Below are 16,158 nucleotides of genomic sequence, written 5' to 3' on the forward strand. Positions count from 1 at the left end.
GACTTTTGTATTGAATTGGCTTTAGGTATAAGAGTAGTTTCAATCCACGCCCCTGCGTGAGGGGCGACTGTGAATTTGATTGAGACGATAAATTCGGTAGTTGTTTCAATCCACGCCCCTGCGTGAGGGGCGACCTACAGAGCTAAGTGAGTCGATACAGCAGATTGAAGTTTCAATCCACGCCCCTGCGTGAGGGGCGACTATCACCGCAAACAAATCAAATGGGCCCTCCAAGTTTCAATCCACGCCCCTGCGTGAGGGGCGACGCAGTCGTCACTGTGTAAGATTAGCGTATCTAAAGTTTCAATCCACGCCCCTGCGTGAGGGGCGACGGTTTAGCAGAGAAGGGGAAGTTGTAACTAAATGTTTCAATCCACGCCCCTGCGTGAGGGGCGACTGGGTGAATGCAGTAGCTAAATAGATTTTCTTTGTTTCAATCCACGCCCCTGCGTGAGGGGCGACTTAACTGCAGAATTATTCTTTTTGCTCTGTTGTGTTTCAATCCACGCCCCTGCGTGAGGGGCGACGACCAGTCGCGTTTCGCAAATTAGATATTAAGATGTTTCAATCCACGCCCCTGCGTGAGGGGCGACAGCTATGGATGCCGACAAGAGTAAGGTTAATTTAGTTTCAATCCACGCCCCTGCGTGAGGGGCGACTTATCATGGTGGACATGTCAAAGTTTTCATAGGCGTTTCAATCCACGCCCCTGCGTGAGGGGCGACTAAGTCCAGTGGGCGAGGGTATTTATTATAATGATGTTTCAATCCACGCCCCTGCGTGAGGGGCGACCTACTTGTGAGTGCATTTCTGTTTGACCTGTATCGTTTCAATCCACGCCCCTGCGTGAGGGGCGACAAGTCAGTTCTATCTGTGACTACTACATCAGTAGTTTCAATCCACGCCCCTGCGTGAGGGGCGACCCTCCTGTATTAGCCCCGCTGAGAGATGAATCAGTTTCAATCCACGCCCCTGCGTGAGGGGCGACCCTGCATTCTGGCCAAAGCCCGGAGCAGCAGCATGTTTCAATCCACGCCCCTGCGTGAGGGGCGACTACTTTATCCACGCTGTCGCGTTTAGAATAAACAAGTTTCAATCCACGCCCCTGCGTGAGGGGCGATGTTAGATGGTGTTAGCTACTTGTCGTTATGGGCTGTTTCAATCCACGCCCCTGCGTGAGGGGCGACCGAAGATTTCGAAAACGTAGGTACAGCCGGAGGTGTTTCAATCCACGCCCCTGCGTGAGGGGCGACGGATACGGGCGCGATTGGTGATGTTGATATACGAGTTTCAATCCACGCCCCTGCGTGAGGGGCGACAGCAGCGGGTGACAACTTTTTAATTGCCAGCAATGTTTCAATCCACGCCCCTGCGTGAGGGGCGACCCCGCCATTCTGTGTCGGTCAAGTACCCGATTCGTTTCAATCCACGCCCCTGCGTGAGGGGCGACTGTTAGCGCTTATGTTGCTCGTTTTATTTTGAGAAGTTTCAATCCACGCCCCTGCGTGAGGGGCGACTAAAATTCAAAATGTACAGCCTTTAACTAGGAAGTTTCAATCCACGCCCCTGCGTGAGGGGCGACCCCAACCTTTATCACCCATAACGCCAGATCGTTGTTTCAATCCACGCCCCTGCGTGAGGGGCGACGGCAACGCCCAAACAAGATAAGTCAAACACACGGTTTCAATCCACGCCCCTGCGTGAGGGGCGACGGGCAACACTAATTATTTTATTGATTTGATGTTGTTTCAATCCACGCCCCTGCGTGAGGGGCGACGTATCCATATTTTCTATAGCTGTTGTTAACTCTGTTTCAATCCACGCCCCTGCGTGAGGGGCGACATTAGTGATTGCACTGTTGTGTTAGAGAATGTACGTTTCAATCCACGCCCCTGCGTGAGGGGCGACCACATCAAGTTGCATTGTTTTAAGGATTGAACATGTTTCAATCCACGCCCCTGCGTGAGGGGCGACAAGATTTTCATGCACTAGCCGCGCATTTACCCGCTGTTTCAATCCACGCCCCTGCGTGAGGGGCGACTATTCACTATTTGCCTCTTGAAGACGAAGACGCCGTTTCAATCCACGCCCCTGCGTGAGGGGCGACGTTTTGCATACTGACATGCTAAATAAAAATTCCGTGTTTCAATCCACGCCCCTGCGTGAGGGGCGACTTACTCAGAGCGATGTGGTTTTCGTGGCAAGCGAGTTTCAATCCACGCCCCTGCGTGAGGGGCGACACGGGCCGCCGCTTTCGCTCTTTAGGTTTACAGTGGTTTCAATCCACGCCCCTGCGTGAGGGGCGACAGAGTTAGCGCGACTCATGCTGCAAGAGTGGGCTGTTTCAATCCACGCCCCTGCGTGAGGGGCGACGCGTTGACTAGTCCGTCAGTTTCGATCTCGACCGTTTCAATCCACGCCCCTGCGTGAGGGGCGACTTTTGAATACGAAGCGGTATCTAACAAGTTTGCAGTTTCAATCCACGCCCCTGCGTGAGGGGCGACGCGAAGACTGGGGCATTAACCGCCCGTATTGGCAAGTTTCAATCCACGCCCCTGCGTGAGGGGCGACTACTTGGGGCCATTAAAGGAGCAGCCGTTAAATGTTTCAATCCACGCCCCTGCGTGAGGGGCGACTGGGTCGGGGTTAAGGACTATTCCCTAACTCTTGTTTCAATCCACGCCCCTGCGTGAGGGGCGACCCACTTTGATTAGTGCAGCACGACAGACGCTGCATGTTTCAATCCACGCCCCTGCGTGAGGGGCGACGTTTTGCATACTGACATGCTAAATAGCAATTCTGTGTTTCAATCCACGCCCCTGCGTGAGGGGCGACACATGGGTAAGTGGTAACCGCTGTATAGTTCTGGGTTTCAATCCACGCCCCTGCGTGAGGGGCGACTTTGAGCACGTTAACTCAAGCTTGGGCGATATAGTTTCAATCCACGCCCCTGCGTGAGGGGCGACTCCACTGCCATTGTCAGGTGGAGTTTCACTTTCGTTTCAATCCACGCCCCTGCGTGAGGGGCGACACTCTACATTCATCTATACCGGTAGCACTAACAGTTTCAATCCACGCCCCTGCGTGAGGGGCGACAGACGAAAGGATGATTACGCTTGTTAATAAGATAGTTTCAATCCACGCCCCTGCGTGAGGGGCGACCAATATAGCGATCACATTGGCACTACTAGCACAGTTTCAATCCACGCCCCTGCGTGAGGGGCGACCAGTTTTTTTATGCGAGATCCCCCACGCTGTACGTTTCAATCCACGCCCCTGCGTGAGGGGCGACACTCTACATTCATCTATACCGGTAGCACTAACAGTTTCAATCCACGCCCCTGCGTGAGGGGCGACGTATGCGTTGCAGTTGGTTGAGCATAGAATTAATGTTTCAATCCACGCCCCTGCGTGAGGGGCGACCGTAGTCATGAATGATCTCAGTGTGTTGGTCGTTGTTTCAATCCACGCCCCTGCGTGAGGGGCGACCAGCAACCGTACAACCAAGAGTGATCATGCTCGAGTTTCAATCCACGCCCCTGCGTGAGGGGCGACAAACGAACATTTTAATGAGCTTTTATTAAAAGGTGTTTCAATCCACGCCCCTGCGTGAGGGGCGACAAATCGTTGCTGACACTATTAGTGACACTGTTTAGTTTCAATCCACGCCCCTGCGTGAGGGGCGACTGCCTTATTGCAAAGGCAGATATAGCCTAATCTATATTTTATGTTTTCGCTAACCAATTTTTTAAAGAACATCAACAACATTAAATCTTAGCAAAGCATAAATAAGTAATTATTTTTCAAGCAGTTAAGATCATGCTAACTCTCTACAGATTTAATGAGTACAAGTGGTTAGCGATTATATGATGAGATCGTCTTGAAATATATCTACCGCACGTTTTGCCCCATGATGCTCTACCCTATTACGCCACCCTTTACCTAATTTATAAAAACGTAAACTGTCGACACTAGGATCATAGATAGACAATAGCGTGTCTTTAAACACAACCCATTGAGAAGAGTCTATATCACATTCAAATACAGAATATTGAACTCTGGTCCCATAATTCAGGCAGGTCTTAGCGATATGTCTTAAACGTTTTTGTCCGTTACCATCTTCAAAAGAAACATCGTAAGTCACTAATATCATCATAAGCAAAACCTCAATCTATATAAAAAGGCGGATACTGTGCTAAATCACCTCTTATGTATCTTGCCAACAACATGGCTTGAATATGCGGTAACAGCCCAATTTCTACTTTTTCACTTAGAAATTTATGCTCTATCACCTCTTGCTTTTTTGCTTGATAAGCTTGAAGTAAAAGCTTTCGTGTAGCATCTTTCATAACAACTCCACCCAACACATCATAATCAAAATCTTTTATTTTAACTTGCTGTCGATTTATCAGTGTTAGCACCAGTCTATCAACGATATAAGCCCTAAACTCTTCAAGCAAGTCTTGAGCTAAGCTGTCACGCCCAGGCCGTTCTTGATGTAAAAACCCCACCTGAGGATCAAGCCCCACACCTTGCAAAGCACTACTCACTTCGTTACCTAAAACTGAATATAAAAATGACAGCATGGCATTTACCGGGTCTTTGGGTGGTCGACGAGTACGCCCATTAAGTTTAAAGTCAGTTTTTTTAACAGTAATCAAGTTGTTAAATACTGAAAAATAATGGCTTGCCGCTTCACCTTCTAAACCACGAATACGCTCTAGGTTAGTTTGTACTTTTAGCTCTTCAATAATTTGTTTATGACGCCCAACCACTTTTTTGATCTCACCCGTTTCACCATGATTGCGTGCATGGCGCATTAATACGCTTTTACTTGAGCGAATCTTTGAAGCAATAATTGAACGAGCGATCACAACAGATTGATTATCTGTAGCGTTATACTGGGCACGGCGTAAAAGCACATTACCCGTTTGCTTGCCAACCACCCGCGCTTGAAATCGGCCAAACATATTAAAAAACGACAAGCCCGTACCATTTTCACCGCAGAACCCCATAACTTGAGGCGAAACCATAACATTGCCAAAACAGAAAATATGCCCAATCGAATGAATAGGGAGTTGCATCAATTTTTTCTTTTTACCATCAATACGCTGTTCTATAACAAGTGTTTCAAGCTCTTTATGCAGATAGGCTCCATCTTTAGTAATGTACAAACAATTTTGCAGCTTTTTCAATTTTCATCATCCATGCTTTTGTTTTCTAAATTAAACAGGCCTGCCACATAATCTTCACTAGAATCATTCTGATTAATTAAAGGATTACAGATATCAAGCAATGAGCACGCTTTACAGTGTTTTCCATGCACTGCTTTTGGGGTTTTACCGACTAAAAATAGGTTTTCAATCGCTTCTAACAAGCCCAAAGTACGCTTTCTAAGGGCATCATGTATTGGCACTACCTCTCGTTTTCTGGTTTGCCAATACCACAAAGCACCTTGCGTTATAGTCTGCCCCGTCATTTCTTCAAGACATAATACTTGAGCGCAAAGCTGCACTGAGTCATAATCCCCTTTTTTAGGCCTTCCACGCTTATATTCCACAGGTGTTAACTTACCGCTAGCCAACTCCTTTTCTAATAAATCGAGCTTACCAGTTAACCCTAATAAAGGCGCACTCACCACAAGTCCGCGTTCGTAACGAACCCCCTTACGAGTTTCGGGCTCACCATTATCAACTCTTTGATGCAACAACTGACCATGGACTGTTAAGAAGTTCTCAGCCCATACTTGCTCGTTGTGAATTAACGCGCACTGCCTTGGGCAGAACGCGTAGTGTTGTAGAGCGGATATTGGGATTAGGCGCTCTACTGGAGCTTCACTCAAAAGTTAAAACCCATCTATAATTTCAGGTTTAAGCCCATCTAATGATTTTAGTAATTTATTCTCGTCAATTGTACCATCCGTATTTACATCCAATGTTCTATGCACTTTAGCGGATGAGTATTGGCCTGCTTTTGAATTATGCTGCCACCAAATGACTTTTTCGACCGCCATCGAACCTTCAGGTCTTGCTGAAGAGGCATCGCCTTCAAAAAGCTTAGGTAATATTTGTTTAATTATTTCTGCATCAGCATTGCTAAAACCTGTACGCTCAGCGAGTTGTGGCGTCATAGCCCCATATGCAATATAAATTGCTTCATCAACACGATGTTTCATGCCCATGGTATCTGATGCCTTCTTCTCTCCATCACCTTCACCACTTACACTTTTGGTTATTTGAGTACTGGTAATGCCCACTGGTTCAATAGAAAATGCAGACTGGATAGTAACAGGGCCACGAATAGCTATGGATACCCCGCCGCCACTTTTTTCTCCTTTATATGCAAATATTTGCCCAAAACTCCTTACATCAAACCATTTGTCACAGGCCATTTTTGCAGTCTCATCAGCAGGCGTTTTTTTACCATTAAAGGCTTCTTTTCCTAATCCAAACTCCTCTGATTCAGCGCGATTTCTAAGACTTGTCATTCCATCAGTTTTATTTTCGTCAGACTGCACAAATATGCTTTCTTGTAGCTCTATTAAACGGTCACGTAATTTACGCTTTAAGCACACATCAGTGACTTCACCATAACCACCAAAATCAGTGCGTGGACGGTTTCCATTTAGCGGATCTCCATTTGGGTTGGCATTCTTTACTGAAAAAATAACCGCGAAATCAATTTTGTTTTGTAAGCTCATAACTATTCTCCTTGTTCATTTAGATTTGTTTCTTTTTTTGCTTGAAAAGCTAATCGCTGGCAATGAAAGCCTAATAAAAACTCTCCTTCCAACGCTTTGTTAGATTTAAAATCGTCGTACTGAAAAGCATCCATAATTTGGCCAAGTATTTGCTGCTTACTATTTAAAAAATTTGGGTAACGCGCGCTTAATTGTTGTATGTATGGATCTAACTGCTTGTATATAGTTAACCACGTCGTATAAGGGCGGTCTGCGAATCGTTGCATCAACCGGTTTGCAGAGGTCGGGCGTTTAATTTCAGATTTATACAAAGCGTAACTCTCTATATTTTCCGAGACTGCCAGCAAACGACCATACAAATAGTCTCTTGAAGTAATTGATGTATCTAATGACATGGATATTTCCTTTCTGTGTAACTTATCTAAATGACGTGCATAAAAACCTTTGTATAAGGCGCATGCGACACCAAGGTTTCTCTCCCACTCCCAATAATCTTTATTGGTTGATTTGCACGCTTGCTGAAATGAAATCCTAAGCATATCCTGTGGTATGCAAGCTTTGTCTACCAAACAAGGCAGTAAACGGTTATAAAACTGTTTTTTAAGTGATTCATTACTCTTGAGAACATCACCATAAATAGCTTGCATGATAGAATATGGAGATGGTGCTTGGACAGGCCAGCTAACAGGACGACTAGATTTTCCTTTTGCTGATATTACTTCTTTGACTACGCGCTGTGGCCAAGCAAAATCTATATGCCATGCACTAATATCATCAAGATAATCTTTGGGCATCGTCTTTCGATAATAGGTCACCGCCATCCTTCCCGGAGTCGCTGAATCTATTGCCATAATGGATACAGTATCTTTGGTTTCGAGATTTCTATGATAGCCCTGCATATAACTTTTAAGTTTACGCGCATAATGAGCACCAAGGTCAGTTGTAAGATCAGAAACATACTCAGTTTCATCATCTTGCTTGTTTGCCACAGGACTAAAATCCCATATATCAAGATCGGGGATGGGCTCACCAAAAGCGGAGGGCAGATCTTTACCAGAAATTGCCCACGCTACAATAATCTGATCACCATTTTTTAAGGTACTTTCCTTTCGGTTGATCAGCCAACGCAGAGCATTGTGCGCTTTTTGAGTTGTCAAAAATCCGATGCTAGCAGCTTGCAGTCCATGACTTTCAATACTTGTTTTACTGTCAGTAAAACGACCTTTAAATGTAAAGCCACTTAAATCGTTGGCAGAGATCAGCTTGGCTTTATCTCCCGAGTGCCTTAGTTTGGCAGGGTGATTTAAAGCCACAGGCTCTTCATGGCCTGAAATATAACAAATAGCCTGATTACTTGTATTTTTTGACTCGTAAGTAATCCATTGCTGCTGAATAGTCGGATCTTTCCAAGTTTTTGCATACTTAATATCGTCTGATTCAATAGCCCAACACACTAATGCACTACCTTGATCTAACTTCCCTTTCTCCTTTGGCAAGGCTTTAAAAATCTCTGGAGCACTGGCAGTTTTATGTTCCCATGAGGTCAGTAAAATATTGTTTTCTGCCCACAAAATCTTTTCACGAACTAAGTCTTTAACAACACTTTTTTTACTAATATATCTATACACAGCTTCTATGCTTGAGTTACTGTGCCCAGACTCTATCCATTTAAGTAATTGTCTTTGATAACCATCAAAATAAGCAGATTTAAGTCCGCCATATTCCTCATAGTCACCTGCTACATATTGAATTTTATCTGCAAGGGCATGAGGAGCTTCTCCACTACTTCTCCCCGCTGATTTTTCAGTAGCAGGCAAAACGATTTGAGTTTTATTTAATACTTCGGCTCGTTTGAAATTCCCCTCTATATCAATAGAAATGACTACATGAGCATTTTGGATAGTATGACTCACTGGCATAGGGTAATTACTGCCCATGCTCTCAATATTCATTGCTTGCTCATAAGTCTCGTACAACTGTGCCATCCAACTCATTGTTGTTCTTCCTCTTGTGAAACAGGCTTAAGATTCTTATCAAGACCAAATTCTTTGGGTATCATTTCACGAACAAAACGTTTGATTTCACAACATTCAGGACGAATAAAATCAATCACACCAAATTTCATTACTGGTCGCCAGAAACGCGCATGTAATTCATTAACCCCAGTTTCGTCTGGATAATCAAATCCATGAAACATCAAACCATAATCCAATTCATCTACATCATCATAAATGCCTACACCTGTTCCAAATTCACAAGGCTCAACATAGCCTTGGCAGTCCCTTACACCTAAAAAAATATCTTGCCGACCACCTTTTTCCAAGGTGCGCTTAACTATTGCGAAGTGCTTACCATCAATCCGGTCTTTGGCTAATTCTGGCCTGTGAACATTCCATTCAAAGTGGGCTTCAACTTGATACTCCACCTCGTGTAAAAAGGTATAAATTGCTAGGCTATTGCCACCGCCCCAAACCAAAGGTTTAGTACCTTTTGTTTGAGTACGGATAGATTTCATTACCCGTACTCTATCCACCACCCAAATCAAAGTAGGTTTCCAATATATCGACTTTAAAACACCGATAAGAGCTTCGTAGGTAGGGATATGATAAGAACATTTCTCTCCCCCGACCTTGGTTATTGGATCAGTAAAAAGAGCGTACCGTCCTGATAAAGTAAAACTGATACTATTTTTCATATTCAACTTATCCCTAGATATAAAAACGAAAGTGCTACAACACCAAGTAACAGCGAGAGTACGTAAAACCTGCCACTTTGCAGAAAGCGTAACTCTCTTATTAATCCCGCCATTTCTTTGACTAAATTCGGTAAAAACTCCATGAACAAATCATCTCTTGAGCTGTGCAATAATTTGAACATTAAACAAAGCACAAAAAATAATCAACTTCATTTATGAAGTATGTTTACAAAAAAACTCTTTAAGCCTATCCTTGCATGGTCGCCCCTCTCGCAGGATCGTGGATTGAAACATTTAAGAAGTTTGTTTAATGAAAAGGTGGAGGGCGCTACGCCCTCCCGCTTTTTTCAAACAAAAAGCTCTGTGTGCATCCCAATCAAATCAACACTCAGACCAAAATGATGGCTGTAATATCTATCACTCAAATAGTAAATCCCCTCTCCTTCTTGAACTTCATATAAAGCTTGTGCATCTACCAGTGCATTCCATACATTAGGGAATACATTCACGCTGTATTGTTGTGCTTTTTTTAAGTTCTTATAGAAATCTGGTGTATTAAAATTTTTGTTTGTACCACACAGTGCAGCAATAATTGCCTTCGCCTCATAGTTATAAGGGACAATGACACTATAGGTTGGAGCATCAATGGCTTTGAACGCTTTACCCGCAGCCATAAAAGATTGTTGAAGCAATGGAAGCCTACCTTCATTCCTCCGTTTAATATTGCACCCTAGGCCATTATTGATTGTGTTATTCGCCAAAATATTAAGTAAACAATCCTCTTCCTTTTTCAAAGGATAAATCATCTCTTCTTGTCTCTCGAAAAAGAAATATTGAAAATAGGCATCAATCGATTCAGGCGATAAAATATTCTCAATGCCGACCTCATCAAATACTCGCCTTGTACACTGCTGGCCGACTTTAATATCAACGAGACGCGATATAGGCTCTTCAGTAGGGTTTATCACTTCTAATGTGCCACGCACATATTCCCCATGGTCATCAAGTAATTCTCCACTCCTATTACACCGCCCACCAGCCTGCGCAATAGAATCAAGCCCCGCGAAAAAGCGAATGACATTAGCAAATGAGATGTCTACGCCAGCCTCAATTAATTGGGTACTAACACACAAAACCGGCAGAGCAACACTTAACCGCCCTCGTATCTTTTTAAGCAGCTCTTTCCTATGTGATGCACACTGATTAGTACTGAGATGAAATAAGGCTTCTGTATCTACTGTTTGTTGGCATTCCATAAATATATCTCTTGCCCAAGCTTTAGTATTAACAATGACTAAACAGCTTTGACGTTCAGTGAAACGCTGGTTAACAAGTGTGATTATTTCTTTTTTACTCCAGCCCCCAGCTTTGAATCTATTCAGAACATTAACCCTTTTAAGAGCATCGAAAAGTTCAGTGGTGTTTTCGACTATTTCTGGGTTATTGGCCATACGTAATTCGCCAAATTCTGAAGCTGGTAATTTATTCAGTAAGGGTTGAGTTGCCGTACATAACAAGGCCGTCGTATTCGCATGTTCTGATAAAAAATTAAGGGAATGACAAAACATATGAATACAATTAATTGGCAAGGTTTGTATTTCATCAAAAATCAACACTGAATTGGCTAATTGATGCATACGCCGGACACTTCTAGTACCGCCTGAAAATAGAGTTTCCAAGAACTGCACCATGGTAGTAAATACAATGGGCGCATCCCAATTTTCTGCAACTAGCTTAGAATGCCAAGTTTGCTTTTCAGGATCTAAGTTACTGTGATGTTCCAAAACCCAAGGAAATAGGTCACTTTCTTGTTCAACTATATCTCGCACTGCCTGTGCATTGAAGTGGCATAGTTAATTTGGCCACCTAATAAGAGATGTTATGATCACTTCATAGCAGCATTAGGTAGCAAGATGAAAAAGAAAACACGTAAGACATTTAGCCCAGAATTTAGATTAGAAACTGCTCAATTAGTGGTTGATCGAAATTACACTCAAGAAGAGGCGGCAAAGGCCATGGGTGTAGGTAAATCTACCATCAGCAAATGGGTTAAGCAGCTAAATGAAGAGCGAGCAGGTAAAACACCTAAAGCCATGCCCATGACACCAGAGCAACTAGAAATACGTGAATTGAAAAAGCGTATTGAACGGATTGAATTAGAAAAGGAAATACTAAAAAAGGCTACGGCTCTGTTGATGTCCGACTCCCTGAACAACTCTCGTTAATCGAGAAACTCAATCAGAGCCAGCCTAAGCGTTACCCTGTTACGTTGTTATGTGAGGTGTTTGACGTACACCGCAGTACCTACAAATATTGGTTAGTGCGCGAAGATAACATTTGCCCAGAACAAGTACGTTTAATCAGTGAAATCAGGCTGGCGCATAATGAAAGTAATGGCTCAGCAGGCGCTAGAACCCTCGCTGATATTGTCACACAGCGAGGGACGCCTCTCAGCCGCTATCGAGCAGGCAGGCTTATGAAGCAACTTAATTTAGTCAGTTGTCAATTACCCAAACATGCTTATAAAAAAGGGACGAAAGAACATGTAGATATCCCCAATTTACTCGACAGACAATTTGCAGTAGTAGAGCCAAACAAAGTCTGGTGTGGTGATGTGACTTATATTTGGACAGGTAACCGATGGGCATACCTAGCTGTCGTTATAGACTTATTTGCCAGAAAGCCAATTGGCTGGGCAATGTCATTTTCGCCTAACACTGAATTGACGATGCAAGCATTAACGATGGCTTATGAGCGTAGAGGCAAGCCAAAAGGTGTTATGTTTCATAGTGACCAAGGCAGCCATTATACGAGCAGAAAGTTCAGACAATTGATTTGGCGTTACCAGCTAACCCAAAGCATGAGTCGAAGAGGAAACTGCTGGGATAATAGCCCAATGGAGCGGTTCTTTAGAAGTTTAAAAACCGAATGGGTTCCTACCAATGGCTATCGGAATTTCACCGAAGCTAAACAACACATAACGGATTATATTGTTGGCTATTACAGCCAGACTAGGTCACATCAGTACAATGCTGGTTTAAGCCCAAACGAGTCAGAAAGAAGGTACTGGCTTTACTATAAAACTGTGGCCAATATAACTTGACCACTTCAAATTTTGTTCGATAATTGAAGTAAAGGGGATGATATAAATGATCTTGTCTAGTTTATATTGCTTAGCGTGTTGCAAAGCATAACGCAGGCTCGCAAATGTTTTACCTCCACCAGTAGGAACAGTTAAAGAATAAATACCTTGCTTATCAAACGCTCGTTTTAAACATTCATCTGATATTTTTTTCTAATAACATCAATTGGATTTTCTATTTCAAAGCTAGCAAGCTTTTGCTCTAAACGCTCAATAGCGATATCCCAATCGAAATAAGCTTGTTGTTTTTCTCGCAGTATTTTACGTTCTGGTTCTTCAAATTCAGCACTATTAATACGGTCTGCATCAATTAAACAGCTAAACAAAAATCGTGTAAAAACACCAAGGGTGAAAGACTCTTCATGAGAAAATAACCTCCCTGATTTTGGCTTATCTACAAACTTAAAAATGGCTTGAAACATCTCTTGTACAAGACCAACATTGAGTAAAGTATCCGCGGAGTTTTTTATTACCTCATCAGCATTTTCCAAACATTCAGAGAAGTGTGTTCTCGCATCATCTTTGTTTATTCTTCTATCAAAATTATTCTTACCTTCTTCATCTAAACAATCAATTAAGCCACTATGATGTGACGCGATACACAAAGCTAAAATTTGACCACATAACTCACCTTGCCCAGCACCACCAAAAGAAGACAGTTTCTGGTAGACGTATTGAGCACCAGCAGTAGAGTGATCGATACGACCTTTTAATAAAGTGTGATCCACCCACTCTTCATCATCTTGATCGATAACTCCTGTGGCAGACTTAATATAGGTTTGAAACTCTGTACAATACTTCCCAAAGTCGTGAAGCAAACCAAGTACACACCCCACATCATGCAGACCAATTTTAGCGGTAAATGAAGCGGCTAACTCCCCTGCCTCCAAAAGATGAACTGCAAGCTTTTGAATATCTGCTCTATTACTCTCTTTTACATGCGCTAAGAAAAAACTATTAAAAATACTAGAATCTGATGGCGAAAGATCTTTCATTGCTAGAAAACTATCCTTTTTTCTTTAAGTTATGAGTTGAGTGTCAACTCTTTTTGTTTCACTGTAAATACGGTAAATAAAACCAGTGAACTTTGTTTACAGGTATTCTGCCGAGATCATCTTTACCCACTAAATAACCAGTTTTTTATATCACCTTCGTTCACTAGTACCAGTTGTTGGGCTTCGGGAGATTTATCGATAGATTTGAAATTCACTTGCATTTCTTGCAATAAATATTGGGTGAGAGCTGCGCGTGTTTTTATTACTAACTGCCCATTTTGCATTTGGTAGTCTTGCGCTAGTACTGATTTTTGCGTCGCACTTAAACGAGTGTCGGGAGTTAAAATTACGCTCACCACTGTATTCCAGCCTTTGTCTTGATCGGCGTTATGTGTAGCTTTGTCGAGTAATTCTGGTTCGCCACGAAATCGACTGAGTACAAAATCACGAAACGCTTGGTGCTTTTCATCAAAGGCGCGTAGATGCCACCGTAGCCCTGTCTTGACAAAAATATGCGGCTGAATAATACGCCCTTCGACGTCGGGATTAGACAATGAAACATAATCGACTTCGATTCTACGTCGTTGGTTGATGGCGTTAACTAAGCCACGCATTATTTTCGGTGTCACTTGCCGACTGGGTAATTGTAATGAGGTATAGGTGAGCGTAGCTTGCTTAGCTGTGTCATGTATGGATAAAGTTGATGATTTACTTAACCATTCTAAATATTGGGTAACATCCCCGTTTATGTACTGATATTGAAAATTATCAGAGGGTAAAAAGGCTTTAGTGCTTTTGCAATATTCAAGATGTAACGGAAATTGATCTTGATATGCTCTAATGTAATCACCAGCCTGTTTACGGCTAATGGTAAAATGATCCATTAAATGTGTGGTATTTACTTTTCCTTGCCAATAAGCAATTAACTCAATTAACTGCCAGTGAAGTTCCTTTCCATCTTTTATCATTCAGTACAACCAGTATTTTTTACTACTATGTAAAAAAATTACCCATTGGTCAAATGACATTTACATGAAAAATGTAACCAAGTCTTCACCCCAAAAAAAGGCCACCTATTAAGGTGGGCTTTCTTCTGAATGGGAGCCTGGCTGTCGACTACATGCGACCGCCATGGATGGCGGAAGGTAAAATAACGCAGGAGCAGTTATCGAGATGTAGGAGGTAGAGCGAAGCAGGATGCCAGAGCCGAGTGCGACCTACCTGAATGTAGGAAGTGCAGAAAAATGTCTGGAACATTTTCTGTCTACTCTCGCAGGAGGGAAAAGCGGGATTTTAGCTCCGCTTTTCAATGAGCCACGGATGGCGAGTTTGATTGCATATCATCAGGGGTTAAATCGAGGCTTTCTGGAGCATTGCTCCAGCGGTTTAACAGCTTGGCATGGATGCCAAGGTTGGGTGCATATCATCAGGGATGTGTGATTGACGACTTTACGTGATACTCACCTAACCGCCTGAACGACAGAAGCTCTGCGACTGTCCGGGAATCCACTTTGTGATGGGAAAATGCCGTATTGAGACGAGCACTGCTCGACTAGGCATTTTCAATGAGTCATGGATGACGAATTTGGGTGCATCTCATCAGGGGTTAAATCGAGGCTTTCTGGAGCATTGCTCCAGCGGTTTAACAGCTTGGCATGGATGCCAAGGTTGGGTGCCGATCATCAGGGATGTGTATTTGACGACTTTACGTGATACTCACCTAACCGCCTGAACGACAGGAGCTCTGCGACTGTCCGGGAATCCACTTCGTGATGGGAAAATGCCGTATTGAGACGAGCACTGCTCGGCTAGGCATTTTCAATGAGTCATGGATGACGAATTTGGGTGCATCTCATCAGGGATGTGTATTTGACTAATCTAAGTGATACAACTTTTCAATCCCCCAAAACGCAAAAAGCCACCTCGTTAAAGGTGGCTTCGTACTTAATTGGGAGTCTGGCAGTGTGCTACTCTCGCATGGGGAAACCCCAAACTACCATCGCCGCTAATGCGTTTCACTTCTGAGTTCGGAATGGGATCAGGTGGGACCGCATCGCTATGGCCGCCAGACATAAACTGTTATTTATCGAGTGTTAACTCAATAAATCAATATGTAAAAGCTGATGCTCTTGTCTCTCTTGTGAGAGGGAGCAAATAATCGAGGCTAAAAAGCTCTTTAGTCTTACTCTAATTTTTATGTCGTATCTTGTCACTCAACACACCAACTGCTTCTTATTCTATCTTTCCACTTTAGCGAGTAGGTAAATTGTCAGGAAGGTTTCCTTCCGTTTAAGCAATTTAACACGACTCGTTCGAAGAACGATTATATAAGGAAGCCACTTGGGCGTTGTATGGTTAAGCCTCACGGGCAATTAGTACAGGTTAGCTCAACGCATTGCTACGCTTCCACACCCTGCCTATCAACGTCGTAGTCTTCAACAACCCTTTAGGTACGTTAAACGTACAGGGATGACTCATCTTGGGGCTCGCTTCCCGCTTAGATGCTTTCAGCGGTTATCGATTCCGAACGTAGCTACCGGGCAATGCCTTTGGCAAAACAACCCGAACACCAGCGGTTCGTCCACTCCGGTCCTCTCGTACTAGGAGCAGCTCCCCTCAATCATCC

The 16,158-nt window shown here is 43.3% G+C and carries 12 protein-coding genes, 2 rRNA genes and 1 CRISPR repeat array (2 of these 15 running past the window's edge); of the genes, 2 read left to right on the forward strand and 12 right to left on the reverse strand.

The features are described from left to right. Positions 1-3,687: a CRISPR direct-repeat array (repeat unit 32 nt; unit sequence GTTTCAATCCACGCCCCTGCGTGAGGGGCGAC) (it extends 752 nt beyond the left edge of the window). A 175-nt stretch (positions 3,688-3,862) separates the two neighbouring features. The 7 genes from cas2 to RS130_RS19675 all read right to left on the reverse strand — a co-directional run bounded on the left by cas2 (position 3,863) and on the right by RS130_RS19675 (position 11,032). Beyond that, the gene (cas2, locus tag RS130_RS19645; protein WP_316027326.1) at positions 3,863-4,156 is read right to left on the reverse strand and encodes a CRISPR-associated endonuclease Cas2; all 294 of its coding nucleotides are present in this window, start codon (positions 4,154-4,156) and stop codon (positions 3,863-3,865) included. Positions 4,157-4,166: 10 nt separating this feature from the next. Then, positions 4,167-5,195 carry a type I-C CRISPR-associated endonuclease Cas1c gene (gene cas1c, locus RS130_RS19650; RefSeq protein WP_316027327.1) on the reverse strand — a complete coding sequence of 343 codons (1,029 nt, stop codon included), beginning with the start codon at positions 5,193-5,195 and terminating at the stop codon, positions 4,167-4,169. Further along, positions 5,192-5,842, reverse strand: coding sequence for a CRISPR-associated protein Cas4 (cas4, locus tag RS130_RS19655; RefSeq protein WP_316027328.1), 651 nt, complete (start codon positions 5,840-5,842; stop codon positions 5,192-5,194). Before cas4 ends, cas1c begins: the two co-directional genes overlap by 4 nt. A gap of 3 nt (positions 5,843-5,845) precedes the next feature. Continuing rightward, on the reverse strand, positions 5,846-6,700 hold the full coding sequence (gene cas7c / locus RS130_RS19660; protein ID WP_316027329.1) for a type I-C CRISPR-associated protein Cas7/Csd2: 855 nt from the start codon (positions 6,698-6,700) through the stop codon (positions 5,846-5,848). A gap of 2 nt (positions 6,701-6,702) precedes the next feature. Continuing rightward, positions 6,703-8,694 (reverse strand): type I-C CRISPR-associated protein Cas8c/Csd1, encoded by a 1,992-nt coding sequence (gene cas8c / locus RS130_RS19665; RefSeq protein ID WP_316027330.1) that lies wholly within the window; start codon positions 8,692-8,694, stop codon positions 6,703-6,705. After that, entirely contained in the window at positions 8,691-9,395 is a 705-nt protein-coding gene (gene cas5c / locus RS130_RS19670) for a type I-C CRISPR-associated protein Cas5c (protein WP_316027331.1), read from the reverse strand. Before cas5c ends, cas8c begins: the two co-directional genes overlap by 4 nt. Before the next feature lie 347 nt (positions 9,396-9,742). Continuing rightward, on the reverse strand, positions 9,743-11,032 hold the full coding sequence (locus tag RS130_RS19675) for a CRISPR-associated helicase/endonuclease Cas3 (RefSeq protein WP_316027332.1): 1,290 nt from the start codon (positions 11,030-11,032) through the stop codon (positions 9,743-9,745). A gap of 276 nt (positions 11,033-11,308) precedes the next feature. On the opposite strand from RS130_RS19675, the gene RS130_RS19680 reads away from it, so the two are divergent. Then, a protein-coding gene (locus tag RS130_RS19680; RefSeq protein WP_316025317.1) for an IS3 family transposase occupies positions 11,309-12,498 on the forward strand; the annotation gives its coding sequence in 2 pieces (ribosomal slippage) (positions 11,309-11,576 and positions 11,576-12,498; 1,191 coding nt in all). Here RS130_RS19680 and RS130_RS23965 read toward each other — a convergent pair. From RS130_RS23965 to RS130_RS19690, 3 genes are all read right to left on the reverse strand, one after another. After that, positions 12,448-12,684 (reverse strand): DEAD/DEAH box helicase family protein, encoded by a 237-nt coding sequence (locus RS130_RS23965; RefSeq protein WP_428982875.1) that lies wholly within the window; start codon positions 12,682-12,684, stop codon positions 12,448-12,450. The genes RS130_RS19680 and RS130_RS23965 overlap by 51 nt on opposite strands. Continuing rightward, complete coding sequence (locus RS130_RS19685; RefSeq protein WP_316027333.1) at positions 12,666-13,532, reverse strand: CRISPR-associated endonuclease Cas3''; 867 nt, start codon at positions 13,530-13,532, stop codon at positions 12,666-12,668. Before RS130_RS19685 ends, RS130_RS23965 begins: the two co-directional genes overlap by 19 nt. A gap of 122 nt (positions 13,533-13,654) precedes the next feature. Next, positions 13,655-14,500 (reverse strand): BrxR family helix-turn-helix transcriptional regulator, encoded by an 846-nt coding sequence (locus tag RS130_RS19690; protein ID WP_316027334.1) that lies wholly within the window; start codon positions 14,498-14,500, stop codon positions 13,655-13,657. A gap of 545 nt (positions 14,501-15,045) precedes the next feature. Here RS130_RS19690 and RS130_RS19695 point away from each other — a divergent pair. Further along, complete coding sequence (locus RS130_RS19695; protein ID WP_316027335.1) at positions 15,046-15,264, forward strand: hypothetical protein; 219 nt, start codon at positions 15,046-15,048, stop codon at positions 15,262-15,264. A gap of 222 nt (positions 15,265-15,486) precedes the next feature. On the opposite strand, the gene rrf is transcribed toward RS130_RS19695, so the two are convergent. Together rrf and RS130_RS19705 are read right to left on the reverse strand one after the other, a co-directional pair. Next, positions 15,487-15,602: ribosomal RNA gene (rrf, locus tag RS130_RS19700) — 5S ribosomal RNA — on the reverse strand. Between the two features lie 281 nt (positions 15,603-15,883). Further along, positions 15,884-16,158, reverse strand: a 23S ribosomal RNA gene (locus tag RS130_RS19705) (it continues 2,600 nt past the right edge of the window).

Origin of the sequence: Paraglaciecola aquimarina (genome assembly GCF_032464635.1) — a bacterium.
Classification (GTDB): domain Bacteria; phylum Pseudomonadota; class Gammaproteobacteria; order Enterobacterales; family Alteromonadaceae; genus Paraglaciecola; species Paraglaciecola aquimarina.

Excerpts from the sequence above, each read along its gene's own strand:
- RS130_RS19675 (WP_316027332.1), bottom strand. The coding sequence starts at position 11,032 with ATGCATCAATTAGCCAATTCAGTGTTGATTTTTGATGAAATACAAACC.
- RS130_RS19685 (WP_316027333.1), bottom strand. The coding sequence starts at position 13,532 with ATGAAAGATCTTTCGCCATCAGATTCTAGTATTTTTAATAGTTTTTTC.
- cas2 (WP_316027326.1), bottom strand. The coding sequence starts at position 4,156 with ATGATGATATTAGTGACTTACGATGTTTCTTTTGAAGATGGTAACGGA.
- cas7c (WP_316027329.1), bottom strand. The coding sequence starts at position 6,700 with ATGAGCTTACAAAACAAAATTGATTTCGCGGTTATTTTTTCAGTAAAG.
- RS130_RS19690 (WP_316027334.1), bottom strand. The coding sequence starts at position 14,500 with ATGATAAAAGATGGAAAGGAACTTCACTGGCAGTTAATTGAGTTAATT.
- cas5c (WP_316027331.1), bottom strand. The coding sequence starts at position 9,395 with ATGAAAAATAGTATCAGTTTTACTTTATCAGGACGGTACGCTCTTTTT.
- cas8c (WP_316027330.1), bottom strand. The coding sequence starts at position 8,694 with ATGAGTTGGATGGCACAGTTGTACGAGACTTATGAGCAAGCAATGAAT.